General features: G+C 74.1%; 9 protein-coding genes and 1 pseudogene. 7 read left to right on the top strand and 3 right to left on the bottom strand.

Annotated elements, in window-relative coordinates; genetic code table 11:
• Positions 1–57 precede the first annotated feature (57 nt).
• Positions 58–183: pseudogene (locus tag D3A59_RS26980) on the bottom strand (IS110 family transposase); the annotation flags it as partial.
• Between the two features lie 302 nt (positions 184–485).
• Between D3A59_RS26980 and D3A59_RS21335 the strand changes: the two are divergent.
• Positions 486–878 (top strand): hypothetical protein, encoded by a 393-nt coding sequence (locus D3A59_RS21335; RefSeq protein ID WP_119157346.1) that lies wholly within the window; start codon positions 486–488, stop codon positions 876–878.
• 325 nt (positions 879–1,203) lie between these two features.
• Here D3A59_RS21335 and clpB read toward each other — a convergent pair whose 3' ends face one another.
• Entirely contained in the window at positions 1,204–3,804 is a 2,601-nt protein-coding gene (gene clpB, locus D3A59_RS21330; protein WP_119157345.1) for an ATP-dependent chaperone ClpB, read from the bottom strand.
• A 165-nt stretch (positions 3,805–3,969) separates the two neighbouring features.
• Positions 3,970–6,129: a sigma-54-dependent Fis family transcriptional regulator gene (locus tag D3A59_RS21325; protein ID WP_119157344.1), complete on the bottom strand. Its 2,160-nt coding sequence runs from the start codon at positions 6,127–6,129 to the stop codon at positions 3,970–3,972.
• A gap of 385 nt (positions 6,130–6,514) precedes the next feature.
• Here D3A59_RS21325 and D3A59_RS21320 point away from each other — a divergent pair, with 385 nt between their 5' ends.
• Genes D3A59_RS21320 through D3A59_RS21295 form a run of 6 tightly spaced genes read left to right on the top strand, consistent with a single transcriptional unit; the run spans position 6,515 to position 12,514 of the window.
• Entirely contained in the window at positions 6,515–7,513 is a 999-nt protein-coding gene (locus D3A59_RS21320; protein ID WP_240636163.1) for a beta-ribofuranosylaminobenzene 5'-phosphate synthase family protein, read from the top strand.
• 39 nt (positions 7,514–7,552) lie between these two features.
• Entirely contained in the window at positions 7,553–8,458 is a 906-nt protein-coding gene (locus D3A59_RS21315; protein WP_119157343.1) for an NAD(P)-dependent methylenetetrahydromethanopterin dehydrogenase, read from the top strand.
• Between the two features lie 10 nt (positions 8,459–8,468).
• Positions 8,469–9,650 (top strand): ATP-grasp domain-containing protein, encoded by a 1,182-nt coding sequence (locus D3A59_RS21310; RefSeq protein WP_119157342.1) that lies wholly within the window; start codon positions 8,469–8,471, stop codon positions 9,648–9,650.
• Positions 9,613–10,638, top strand: coding sequence for a methenyltetrahydromethanopterin cyclohydrolase (gene mch, locus D3A59_RS21305; protein WP_119157341.1), 1,026 nt, complete (start codon positions 9,613–9,615; stop codon positions 10,636–10,638). The genes D3A59_RS21310 and mch overlap by 38 nt, the downstream gene beginning before the upstream one ends.
• Positions 10,635–11,594, top strand: coding sequence for an ATP-grasp domain-containing protein (locus D3A59_RS21300; RefSeq protein WP_119157340.1), 960 nt, complete (start codon positions 10,635–10,637; stop codon positions 11,592–11,594). Before mch ends, D3A59_RS21300 begins: the two co-directional genes overlap by 4 nt.
• Positions 11,591–12,514 (top strand): triphosphoribosyl-dephospho-CoA synthase, encoded by a 924-nt coding sequence (locus tag D3A59_RS21295; protein WP_119157339.1) that lies wholly within the window; start codon positions 11,591–11,593, stop codon positions 12,512–12,514. The genes D3A59_RS21300 and D3A59_RS21295 overlap by 4 nt, the downstream gene beginning before the upstream one ends.
• Positions 12,515–12,564 lie beyond the last annotated feature (50 nt).

Here is a 12,564-nt window from a genome sequence, read left to right as displayed (position 1 = left end):
GCATAACTCCGCCCGGGGTCAGGGGAAGCTCCCCCTCAATTCATTTGTGCAACAGAGCCAGCCCAGGCACGCCTTCAACTGCACCACCCATTGCGAGATCCGGTCGCTGCGCTTGTGCGCCGTCATCACCGCCGATTTCGCCGCCTGAATCGGCAGCGTCCTCAGGTCGTCGTCGCCGCGCTTGGCGGCGACTCGAAATGCCAGCGGCGCTTCACACCCGGCCTTGCGGCCCGACAATGGCGGTGAAGACCTTCGACCGCGAGCCCAGGTGCGCCCGGGGTTGATGACGTGCACCGGATAGGAGAGCGGGAGTGGCTGAGCATCCAGAGCGAACTTGCGAAGCGAGCGCCGAGGGATCGGAGGGAGACGGAGGGGCCCGGCGGACGGAACGGAGCCGTTCTGCCGGCCTCCACCGGCTCGACGCACCGAAGGCGAAAAGCAGCCGCCTGAGGGTCGCCCGGCTGCGGAGACTGCGGCTGCACAGGTTGTCCAAGGCTGCAGGCAAGCAGGGCGCGCGGGTGGCACTGCAGGGCGGCGCACGCGCCGTCGCCAAGGCGGCCTGCCAGGAAGCCATCAAGATCGGCGCGAGCCGGTGCGGAGGCCTCGTCGCGCAGACGCTCTCCAAAGGACCGGGGCCCGCCGCCCTCGCCGGGGCCCTCGTGCAACTGGGCATCGAGGCCTATCGTCGCCAGCTCACCGCATGGCGGGCGGTCACGATCGCCGGGCAGGCCGGCGCGAGCATGTGGGCGACCAGTTGGGGGGCCGGACTGGGCAGCGCGGTGGCTCCTCTTGCCGAACCGGTCCTGGGCATCGGGTTCGGCATCGCGGCCTGGGCGGCGGTGGGCAAGCTCGCTGCCTGGAAAACGCCGCGTGCTTGAGGGCGCTCTCCCGGGGGTCCGGATCGCGTCCCGGTGCGTCCGTCAGGCCTGGCCCTGAACCCAGGCAGCGGAACGCCGCTCGCCCCCGATCCCGGCGGCTTCTCTCGACGGCCTTTGGCCTTTATCCGGCAGCCGTCCCTTTACCTGGCCCGCAGGCAAACGGCCCCACCCTTCGCCCAGGCGACCGGCGAACGGGCGGCGGGCCGCCCGCCGCCTCTCGTGGTCCCATCAAGAAAAAAGCCGCCTGGAAAGGCGGCTCCTTGGTCGGGCGGGTTCGGCCCGGAGGCCGGCCCGCCCTGATAAGGAAAGTCCCTGACCGCGGCGCTCAGTGCACCGTGCGCGAGAAGGAGAACTCGGCTCCCTTGTCGCCCTCGACCACGTCGACCGGGATCACATCCTTCGGGCCGAAGCGGCCTTCCAGGATCAGCTTGGCGACCGGGTTCTCGATGCGCTGCTGGATCGCGCGCTTGAGCGGCCGCGCGCCGAACACCGGGTCGAAGCCGACCTTGGCGAGCTCCGAGAGCGCCGCGTCCGAGACCTCGAGCTTCATGTCCATCTTCTCGAGCCGCAGCTCCAGGGCGCGCAGCTGGATCTTCGCGATCGACTGGATGTGGTCCTGGCCGAGCGCGTGGAACACCACCGTCTCGTCGATGCGGTTCAGGAACTCGGGACGGAAGTGCTGCTTCACCTCGCCCCAGACCGCGTCCTTGACGTCCTCGTAGGGCTGGCCGGCCATCGCCTGGATCAGGTGGCTGCCGAGGTTGGAGGTCATCACGATCACGGTGTTCTTGAAGTCCACCGTGCGGCCCTGGCCGTCGGTCAGCCGCCCGTCGTCGAGCACCTGCAGCAGCACGTTGAACACGTCCGGGTGCGCCTTCTCGACTTCATCCAGCAGCAGCACGCTGTAGGGCTTGCGCCGCACCGCCTCGGTGAGCGTTCCGCCCTCGTCGTAGCCGACGTAGCCCGGGGGCGCGCCGATCAGGCGGCTCACCGAGTGCTTCTCCATGAACTCGCTCATGTCGATGCGGATCATGTGGTCGTCGCTGTCGAACAGGAAGCCGGCCAGCGCCTTGCACAGCTCGGTCTTGCCGACGCCCGTGGGGCCGAGGAACAGGAAGGAGCCGGTCGGGCGGTTCGGGTCGGACAGGCCCGCGCGCGAGCGCCGGATCGCGTTGCTGACCGCCTGGATCGCCTCGTCCTGGCCGACGACGCGCTCGTGCAGCCGCGCCTCCATCTGCAGCAGCTTCTCGCGCTCGCCCTGCATCAGCTTCGAGACCGGGATGCCGGTGGCGCGCGCGACGACCTCTGCGATCTCCTCGGCGCCGACCTGGGTGCGCAGCAGCGTCGGCTTGGTCGAGCCGTCACTGCCCGACTCCTTGGCCTGCGCCTCCTTCAGCCGCTTGTCGAGCTCGGGCAGGCGCCCGTACTGCAGCTCGGCGACCTTGTTGAAGTCGCCCTTGCGCTTGAGCTCCTCGATCTGGAACTTGACCCGCTCGATCTCCTCGCGCACGTCGCCCGAGGTCTGCGCATTGGCCTTCTCGTGCTTCCAGACCTCCTCGAGATCGTTGTACTCGCGCTGCAGCCGCATCAGCTCCTCTTCGATGAGCGCGAGCCGCTTCTGCGAGGCCTCGTCGGTCTCCTTCTTCATCGCCTCGCGCTCGATCTTCAGCTGGATCATGCGCCGGTCGAGCCGGTCCATCGCCTCGGGCTTGGAGTCGATCTCGATCTTGATCTTGGCCGCGGCCTCGTCGATCAGGTCGATCGCCTTGTCGGGCAGGAAGCGGTCGGTGATGTAGCGGTGGCTGAGCTCGGCCGCGGCGACGATCGCCGGGTCGGTGATCTCGACCTTGTGGTGCGCCTCGTAGCGCTCCTGCAGGCCGCGCAGGATCGCGATGGTGGCCTCCACGCTCGGCTCGTCCACCAGCACCTTCTGGAAGCGGCGCTCGAGCGCGGCGTCCTTCTCGATGTGCTTGCGGTACTCGTCCAGCGTCGTCGCGCCGATGCAGTGCAGCTCGCCACGGGCGAGCGCGGGCTTGAGCATGTTGCCCGCGTCGATCGCGCCCTCGGCCTTGCCGGCGCCGACCATGGTGTGGATCTCGTCGATGAAGAGGATGATGCGGCCCTCGTCCTGGCCCACCTCCTTGAGCACCGACTTCAGCCGCTCCTCGAACTCGCCGCGGTACTTGGCGCCGGCGAGCAGCCCCGCCATGTCGAGCACCAGCACGCGCTTGTCCTTGAGCGTCTCGGGCACCTCGCCGGCGACGATGCGCTGCGCGAGGCCTTCCACGATCGCGGTCTTGCCGACGCCCGGCTCGCCGATCAGCACCGGGTTGTTCTTGCTGCGCCGCTGCAGCACCTGGATCGCGCGCCGGATCTCGTCGTCGCGGCCGATCACCGGGTCGAGCTTGCCCTGGCGCGCGCGCTCGGTGAGGTCGAGCGTGTACTTCTTGAGCGCCTCGCGCTGGCCCTCGGCCTCGGCGTTGTCGACCTTCTGGCCGCCGCGCACGGCGTCGACCGCCGCCTCGAGCGACTTGCGCGTCAGGCCGTGCTCGCGCGCGGTGGCGGCGAGGTCGATCTTGCTGTCGGCGAGCGCGAGCAGGAACATCTCGCTCGCGATGAACTGGTCGCCGCGCTTGTTGGCCTCCTTCTCGGCGGCCTGCAGCAGCGAGACGGTGTCGCGCCCGACCTGCACCTGCTCGGCGCCCTGCACCTGCGGCAGGCGCTTGAGCGCAGCCTCGGTCGCGTTCTGCAGCGCGGTGGTGTTGACGCCGGCGCGCTGCAGCAGCGCCTTCGGGCCCTCGTCCTGGTGCAGCATCGCCAGCAGCACGTGCGCCGGCTCGATGTAGGGGTGGTCGTGGGACAGCGCCAGGCTCTGGGCCTCGCCGAGCGCCTCCTGGAAACGGGTGGTGAGCTTGTCGATTCGCATGGGGAAATCCTCCGATTGCTCCGGATTTAAGGCGGAGGGCGGCCGTTTTCAAGGGCCGCTTTCTTCCCGTGACGAACAAGCTGGACCTGCGTCAATCTCCGGCGCGCCCCGCGTCCCGACGGGCAAACGGGCTGCCGCCGGGCGGCGGCGCGCCCCGGCCGGACCTCAGGGGGTGCCGCTCGGCCCGCCGTAGCGGCGCAGGCGCCGGTAGATGGTGGTGCGGCTGATGCCCAGGCGCTTGGAGGCCTCGGAGATGTTGCCGCGGCAGGCCTCGACGGCGCGGAAGATGGTGCGCAGCTCGACCTGCTCGAGCGTGGTCGAGGAATCGGTCCCTGCCGGCTCGCGGCGCGGCGGCGCAGGCTCGGGCGGCGCCGGCTCCCTCGCCGCCGCCGGCAGGCCGCCCTCGGGCAGCGGCAGCCCCGCGGCCTCCTCGAGGAAATCGTCCGACAGGTGGGCGCGCGTGATCAGCGCCTCGCCCTCGGCCATCACCGCCGCAGTGCGCAGCACGTTGACGAGCTGGCGGATGTTGCCCGGCCAGGCATGCCGCTTCAGCAGCCGCAGCACCTCGGGCGCGAGCGCCGGCGGCTCCCCCCCTCCCTCGCACTGCTCGCGCAGGATCTTCTGCGCCAGCGTCAGCAGGTCGCCGCGCTCGCGCAGCGGCGGCAGCTTCACGACCAGGCCGTTGAGCCGGTAGTAGAGGTCCTCGCGGAACTCGCCGCGCGCGATCATCTCGCGCAGGTTGCGGTGCGTGGCGCAGATGATGCTCAGGTCCACGCGCGTGGCGCGTACGCTGCCGAGCGGCGTGACCTGCCGCTCCTGCAGCACGCGCAGCAGCCGCGCCTGCAGCGCCAGCGGCATGTCGCCGATCTCGTCGAGGAAGAGCGTGCCGCCGTCGGCCTGCGCGATCTTGCCGACCGCGCCCTTGCGCCGCGCGCCGGTGAAGGCGCCGTCCTCGTAGCCGAACAGCTCGGCCTCGATCAGCGCCTCGGGGATCGACGCGCAGTTCACCGCGACGAAGGGCGCCGCGGCGCGCGACGAATCGTCGTGCGTCGCCCGCGCGAGCAGCTCCTTGCCGGTGCCGGTCTCGCCGAGGATCATCACCGAGATCTCGCGGTCGAGCACGCGGCGCAGCTTGGAGACCACCGCGTCCATCTGCGCATCGCCCGTCTGCAGCCCGGCCAGGGCCCGGCCCTCGCCGCGGCGCGCCGGCGCCGGCCTGGCCACGGCGGGCGCGACCCGCGGCGGCGCAGAGGCCGCGCCCACCGCGCCTTCGGCAGGCTGGCGCGAGGGCGGCACGCGCGGCGACTCCCAGGACGGCGGGGTCCAGTCGGCGGCGAGCACGCGGGACACCACGCTGCCCGGCGAGTGCCACAGCGGCCAGTTGACGCGGGCCTGCACGTACAGCGCCCGCCCGTCGCCAAGGCACAGCCGCATCGGCGCCGCCGCCGCGCTGCGGAAGTGGTCGACGAGCTCGTCGAGCGTGGCGCCGAACACGCCGGCGAGGCTGTTCATGCGCAGCGCCGCGCCGCTCATGCCGAGCTGGTCGAGCGCGCTGCGGTTCGCGCCGAGCAGCCGCCCGTCGCGGCCCACCGCGACGATGCCCTCGCTGAGCGTGCCGATGAACTCGGGCCGGTGGTGGAAGTGCAGGCGCAACTCGTCGCGGAAGTCGTCGGCCAGGCAGTGGTTCTCGATCATGCGCGCCGACATCTTCACCAGCCCCATCGTGTGCAGGTGGTAGGAGCGGTGGTCGCCGGTGACGTCGAGCACGCCGAGCAGGTTGCCGCGCGGGTCGAAGATCGGCGCGGCCGAGCAGGTCAGGAAGTCGATCGCGTGCAGGTAGTGCTCGTCGGCGTGCACGACCGTCGGCGCCTCGGTCACAAGCGTGGTGCCGATGCCGTTGGTGCCGCGGCTCGACTCGGCCCAGTTCGTGCCCGGCGCCAGCGCGATGCGCGATGCGCGCTCGAGGAAGCGGGCCTCGCCGACCGAATGCAGCACGGTGCCCTGCGTGTCGGCGAGCAGCACCATGCTCTGCGTCGCGACGATCTGCTCCAGCAGCAGCTCCATCAGCGGCACCGCGTGCTGCAGCAGGCGCTGGTGCCGCGTGCGGGCGGTCTCCAGCTCGACGCGCAGCGCCGGCGCGGCATCGAGCGGCTCGATGCGGCTGAGGCCGAGCGCGGCGCAGCGCGCGTGCGACTGCGCGATCGTCTCCACATGGGCCGGGTCGGGAGGCAGCAGCGCGCTGGACGGGGAGTGGCCGAAGCCGAGATCCTGCCGGCGCGAATGGGCTCGCGGCGCTGCTTCGCCGCTGCGCGGGGGAATGGACATCCAGAACTTCCTTTCCATGGTCCCGCACGAGGCGGTCGTCTCCGTTGTCGGTATTCCGTGAATCGTCCCGCAGGGCGCAACGGCAAGGCACATGCCAAGCCGCGGCACGCCCCGCCGCGCGTCGCCTCCCGGGAGCGCGGCGGCGCGGCGCGCGCGCCGGCGCAGCAGGCTGTGCGGGACCGCGGGCACGGTGGTGACACTGTGTCCCCGATCCGCCACAGCCCCGCCCGCGCCGCGCGCGGCGGCCCGGCGCTCCCGCAGGCATCGCGCCTCGCGGAACGGGCTTTGCTAACGGCCCCCGCATCACTTCGCGAAAGGCCGCCCCTTGCGAGCTTCCCCGATCCCCACTTCGTCGCCGCCCCGCCGCCGCGTTTCCGCGGACGCCGTGGTGGTGCGGGCGCCCGCGCGGCTGCACCTGGGCTTCCTCGACCCCGGCGCCTCGCTCGGCCGGCGCTTCGGCAGCCTCGGCCTCGTGATCGACGAGTTCGAGACCGTGGTCGAGCTCGCTCGCGCGGACCGCGACCGGCTGGAAGCCGGGCCGGAGGGCGACCCCTCGGAGCTCGAGCGCGCGGCGGACCACCTGCGCACGCTGCGCCGCGAAGCCGGGCTCGCGCAGCCGCTGAGCCTGCGGCTGCACCGCTCGCTGCCGCCGCACGCCGGCTTCGGCTCCGGCACGCAGCTCGCGCTCGCGGTCGGCCGCGCCTTCGCGGCGCTGCACGCCCTGGCGCTGCCGTCCGAACGCCTCGCGCACTGGCTCGGCCGCGGCCTGCGCTCGGGCGTCGGCATCGCCGGCTTCGAGCGCGGCGGGTTGCTGCTCGACGGCGGCCCGGGCGCTCCAGGCGAAGGCGACAGCGTCGCGCCGCTGCTGGCGCGGCTGCACTTTCCCGACGCCTGGCGCGTGCTGCTGGTGCTCGAGCCGGGACAGGCCGGGCTGTCGGGCGCGGAGGAGCGGCGCGCGATCGCGAGCCTGCCGCCCTTCCCGCGCGACGCGGCGGCCGAGATCTGCCACCGCGCGCTGATGCAGATCCTGCCCGGCGCCGCCGCCGGCCAGCTCGAGCCCTTCGCGCAGGGCCTCACGCGCATGCAGCAGCTGCTCGGCGGCCACTTCGCGCCGGCGCAGCAAGGCAGCGCCTGGACCAGCCCGCGCGTCGGCCGCCTGCTCGAGTGGATCGGCGCGCGCGCGCCCGCCGCGATCGGCCAGAGCTCCTGGGGGCCGACCGGCTTCGCGGTGCTGCCCGGTGCCGCCGAGGCGCAGGCGCTGGTGCGGCAGGCGGCCGAGGCCGGCCTGGTCGAGCCCGGCCTGCGCCTGCACGTGGTGCGCGCCCGCAACCGCGGCGCCGACATCGAGCTGCGGCCGGCCGAGCGCGCGCTCGCCCGCGCCTGAGCCCCCTTCCGCTTTCCCACCCTGCCCGAGCCCGCCTCCATGGAACGACCCTACATCCTCCACATGTTCACCCCGGGGCCGCACATCAGCCCCTTCGACAGCAACATGGCCGCCGACGCCGGCTGGCAGCTCGTGCTGCCCTACGCCTCGGTCGACCGCAAGGCCCTCACCGGGCTGACGCAGGACGCGATCTTCTCGCGCGGCCCCAAGGGCGTGGCGCGCACCGGCATCTTCATCGGCGGGCGAGACGTGCTGCTCGCCGCCGACATGCTGGAGGACGCGCGCCGCGCGATGGTGCCGCCCTTCGACGTGCCGGTCTTCGCCGACCCGAGCGGCTCCTACACCACCGCGGCGGCGCTGGTGGCCTGCGTGCAGGCGCAGCTGCGCAAGGCGCACGGCACCGCGCTCGCGGACAAGCGCGTGCTGATCCTCGGCGGCACCGGCACCGTCGGCCGCATCGCCGGCGTGCTCGCGGCGCGGGAAGGCGCGAGCGTGCGGCTCGGCAGCCACTCCGGGCTCGAGGCCGCGCAGCGCGCCGCGCGCGAGACCGGCGAGCGCTTCGGCTGCACGCTCGAGGGCCTGTCCTGCCGCGGCGCCGACGAGGTGCGCGAGGCCGCGGCCGAGGCCGACGTGGTGCTCGGCACCGCGGCCGCCGGCGTGCAGGTGCTCGGCGAGCGCGAGCGCCGCGCCGCGACGCGCCTGCTCGTCGCGGCCGACGTCAACGCGGTGCCGCCCGAGGGTCTGGCCGGCGTCGGCGTGATGGACATGGGCAAGCCGCTGCCGGACTCGAAGGCGGTGGGCATCGGCGCGCTCGCCGTCGGCAACGTCAAGTACCAGGTGCAGCACCGGCTGCTCGCGCGCATGCGCGACGCCGACCGGCCGCTCTCGCTGGGCTTTCCCGAGGCCTACGCGCTCGCCTGCGAGATGCTGGCCGAGGGCGACTGACGGGCTCCGCATGGACGCGCTGGTGCTCGCGGGGCTGTCGGCGCGCATGACGGCCGAGGCCGCCGCGCGCGACGGCTACGCGCCGCTCGCGCTCGACGCCTTCGGCGACCTCGACCTGCGGCGCGTCGCCGCGCACTGGCAGGACATCGGCACGCCCGGCGCGCTGCGGCTCGATGCGGCGCGCTTCCTTGCCGCGCTCGCGGACCTGCGCGAGCGCCGCCGCCCGCTCGGCTGGGTGGCCGGCAGCGGCTTCGAGGACCAGCCGGAACTGCTCGAGCGCGGCGCCGCGGTGCTGCCGCTGATCGGCATGGGCGCCGACGCGGTGCGCGAGGTGCGCGACCCCCGCCGCTTCTTCGCCGCGCTCGACGCGCTCGGCATCCCGCATCCCGAGGTGCGCTTCGACGCCCCCGCGCAGCCGGCCGGCTGGCTGCGCAAGCGCGGCGACGCCGCCGGCGGCTGGCACATCGCCGCCGCGGCCCAGGCCGCCGCCGAGCCGGCCGGGCCCGCCGCCTACTGGCAGCGCGAGGCGGGCGGCGCGCCGATGTCGGCGCTCTTCGTCGCCGACGGCGCGCGGGCGCGCATCGTCGGCTTCAACGCGCTGATCGTGCGCCCGGTCGAGCTCGACGGCCGGCGCCACCCCCACGTCTACTGCGGCGCGATCGGGCCGGTGCCGCCGGCGCCGGGCGTCGCCGCCCGGCTCGACGCCGCGCTGCAGGCGCTCGCCCGGCGCTTCGCGCTGCGCGGCCTCGGCAGCCTCGACTTCCTGCTCGGCGACGGCGGCGAGGCGCTGGTGCTGGAGATCAATCCGCGCCCCTCGGCGAGCATGGCGCTGCACGCCCGGGCGCTGCCGGGCGGCCTGATGCGCGCCCACGTGCGCGCCTGCCTCGAAGGCCTGCTGCCCGCGCCGCCCGCGCCCGCCGCCGCGGTGCAGGGCCACGAGATCGTCTATGCCCGCCGGGCGCTCGCGCTCGACGCCGGGGCCGTGTGCGCGCTCGCGCGGCAGGCCTCGACCCACGACCTGCCGCGTGCCGGCAGCCGATTCATCCCCGGCAGCCCGGTATGCAGCGTCAGCGCCGCCGGCCGCGACGCCGGGGAGGTGCGGGCGCGCCTCGTGCAGCGCCGTGATTCCGTACTGGACTTCCTGGAGACATGCCATGAACGAGGCTGCGCAAGCCCCCTCCTCCCCGGCTGAGCGGCCGCCCGCGCTCAGCGTCAACCGGCTCGCCGCGGCGCGCGTCGCGCAGCTGCTGGCGCGCGCCGACGAGCTGCGCCTCGCGCTGCACCGCGACGAGCGCGGCACCTGCATCGTCGACGCCGGCATCGAGGCGCAGGGCAGCATCGCCGCCGGCCTCGCGATCGCCGAGATCTGCATGGGCGGGCTCGGCCGCGTGCACCTCGCCGCCACGCCGCGCGAAGGCTGGCCGACCTGGCTCGAGGTGAGCAGCTCCCAGCCGGTGCTCGCCTGCCTCGGCAGCCAGTACGCGGGCTGGAGCCTGTCGGCGACCAAGGAGCAGACCGGCGGCAGGAAGTTCTTCTCGCTCGGCTCCGGCCCGGCGCGCGCGCTCGCCGCGCGCGAGGAGCTCTTCGCCGAGCTCGGCTACCGCGACCGCGCCGACAGCGGCTGCCTGGTGCTCGAGGTCGACCGGCTGCCGCCGCGGGTGATCGTCGACAAGGTGCTCGCGGACTGCGGCCTGCCGCCCGGGGCGCTGACGCTGATCGTCACGCCGACCGCGAGCCTCGCCGGCACCACGCAGGTGGTGGCGCGCGTGCTGGAGGTGGCGCTGCACAAGGCGCACGTGAGCGGCTTCCCGCTCGGGCGCATCGTCGAGGGCAACGCGAGCGCGCCGCTGCCCGCGCCGAGCCCGGACGGGCTGCAGGCGATGGGCCGCACCAACGACGCGATCCTCTACGGCGGTCGCGTGCACCTGTGCGTGCGCGGCGACGACGAGGCGGCGCGGCGCCTGGCGCAGCAGCTGCCGTCGATCCACTCGCCCGACCACGGCCGCTCCTTCGCGGAGATCTTCAGGGACGCCGGCCACGACTTCTACAAGATCGACCCCAGCCTGTTCGCGCCCGCGGAGGCCTGGGTCACCAACCTCGACAGCGGCAACACCTGGCACGGCGGGCGGCTCGAGATGCCGCTGCTGCAGCAATTGTGGCGCCAAGGAGCGCACGAATGACGCGCGTGGCGATCATGACGGACGAGACCGGCTGGCACACGCGCGAGCTGCAGCGGGCGCTGCGCGCGCGCGGCGCCGAGGGCCGCTGCCTCGACCTCGCCGACTGCCGCGTCGACACGACGGCCGCTTGGCACGGCCTCGCGCTGCCCGGCTTCGGCCGCGCGCTGCCCGACGCGGTGCTGGTGCGCGGCATCGCCGGCGGCAGCTTCGAGCAGGTGACCAAGCGCCTCGGGGTGCTGCACGCGCTGCGCGAGCTGGGCGTGCCGGTCTACAACGACGCGCGCGCGATCGAGCGCAGCGTCGACAAGTCGATGACGAGCCTGCTGCTGCACGCGGCCGGCATCCCCGCGCCGCCGACCTGGGCCACCGAGTCGGCGGCGCAGGCGCAGCGCATCGTGATGCGCGAGAGCGCGGCGGGCCATGCGCTGGTGCTCAAGCCGCTGTTCGGCTCGCAGGGCAAGGGCCTGCAGCTCGTCGGCCGCGTCGACGGCGCGCACCGGCCGCTGCCGCCGCTCGACGGCGCCTACGGCTCGCTCGCCTACCTGCAGCGCTTCGTGCCGCCAATGGGCGCGCCCGGCCACGACTGGCGCGTGATGGTGATCGGCGGGCGCGCGGTCGCGGCAATGCGGCGCGTGAGCGAGCACTGGGTGCACAACGTCGCGCAGGGCGCGCGCTGCGAGGCGGCGGCGCTCACGCCGGCGCTGGCGCGGCTGGCGGTTGCCGCCGCGCAGGCGCTCGGGCTCGACTACGCCGGGGTGGACCTCATCCCCGCGCCGCTGTCGGCCGCCGCGCCGCAGGGGCTGCTCGTGCTGGAGGTCAACGGCGTCGCGGCCTGGCAGGGGCTGCAGCGCGTCACGCCGCTGCGCATCGCGCGTGCGATCGTCGACGACCTGCTCGACCGGCGGCTGGCCGAGGCGCGGCAGCGCGCGGGCGGCCCGCAGGAGCGCAGCGCATGAGCGCGCTGCTGCGGCCCGGGCCGCTCGAGACCGCCGCCTGGCAGGGGCCGGGCCGGGACGCCTTCCTGCTCGCCTGCGAGCTCGACGTCGCGGTGCGCAAGCCCGGCAACGTCAGCGGCCATTCGGAGGGGCACCGCATGGACGCGGCGATGTTCCTCAGGAGCGCGGCGGCCGCCGCGCCGGCGCTGTTCGCGCGCGGCCGCCCGGTGGGCGAGCGCATCGAGTCGGCGATGCGGGCCACGGTCGCGGCGGCCGGCTGTAACACCAACCTCGGCATCGTGCTGCTGTGCGCGCCGATCGCCGCGGCGCTGGAGCGCCGGCCCGCGCCGGGCGACGCCGCGGCGCTGCGCCGCGCGGTGGAGCAGGTGCTCGACGGCCTCGACGTGGACGACGCGCGCGCCGCCTACCGCGCGATCGCGCTCGCCAACCCGGGCGGGCTCGGGCGCGCGGCCGAGCAGGACGTGGCCGAGGCGCCGAGCCTCGCGCTGCGCGAGGCGATGGCGCTGGCCGCGCACCGCGACAGCATCGCGCGCCAGTACGCGCTGGGCTTCGAGGACCTGTTCGACACCGGGCTGGCAGCCTTCCGCGCCGCGGCTCCGCGCGGCGTCGCCGCCGCGGTGCAGGCCGCGTGGCTCGCGTTCGCGGCGCGCTGGCCCGATTCACACATTGTGCGAAAGCACGGCGAGCCGGCGGCACACAGTGTCATGGCGCAGGCACAGGTCTGGCGGCAGCGCGCGCTGCGCGGCGCCGCGCTCGATGCCGACCCCTGCTTCGCGGTGTGGGACGAATCGCTGAAGGCACAGGGCCTCAACCCCGGCACCAGCGCCGATCTGGCGGTGGCGACGCTGCTGCTGGCCACGCTGCTCGAGCCCGGCTGGGATCACCGCGTGAGCCGCGCCTGGCTGTGGCACGGAACGTGATAGCTGCCCTCCCCGCCGGGGGGAGGAGTCTCCTCGGGCACCACCATCAA

Source organism: Caldimonas tepidiphila (genome assembly GCF_003569765.1).
GTDB lineage: Bacteria > Pseudomonadota > Gammaproteobacteria > Burkholderiales > Burkholderiaceae_C > Caldimonas > Caldimonas tepidiphila.
This window is presented reverse-complemented; position numbering and strand designations above follow the sequence as displayed.

Bases quoted from the DNA above. Each gene is read 5' to 3' on its own strand.
- clpB (WP_119157345.1), bottom strand. From the start codon at position 3,804: ATGCGAATCGACAAGCTCACCACCCGTTTCCAGGAGGCGCTCGGCGAG.
- D3A59_RS21325 (WP_119157344.1), bottom strand. From the start codon at position 6,129: ATGTCCATTCCCCCGCGCAGCGGCGAAGCAGCGCCGCGAGCCCATTCG.
- D3A59_RS21315 (WP_119157343.1), top strand. From the start codon at position 7,553: ATGGAACGACCCTACATCCTCCACATGTTCACCCCGGGGCCGCACATC.
- D3A59_RS21310 (WP_119157342.1), top strand. From the start codon at position 8,469: ATGGACGCGCTGGTGCTCGCGGGGCTGTCGGCGCGCATGACGGCCGAG.
- mch (WP_119157341.1), top strand. From the start codon at position 9,613: ATGAACGAGGCTGCGCAAGCCCCCTCCTCCCCGGCTGAGCGGCCGCCC.
- D3A59_RS21300 (WP_119157340.1), top strand. From the start codon at position 10,635: ATGACGCGCGTGGCGATCATGACGGACGAGACCGGCTGGCACACGCGC.
- D3A59_RS21295 (WP_119157339.1), top strand. From the start codon at position 11,591: ATGAGCGCGCTGCTGCGGCCCGGGCCGCTCGAGACCGCCGCCTGGCAG.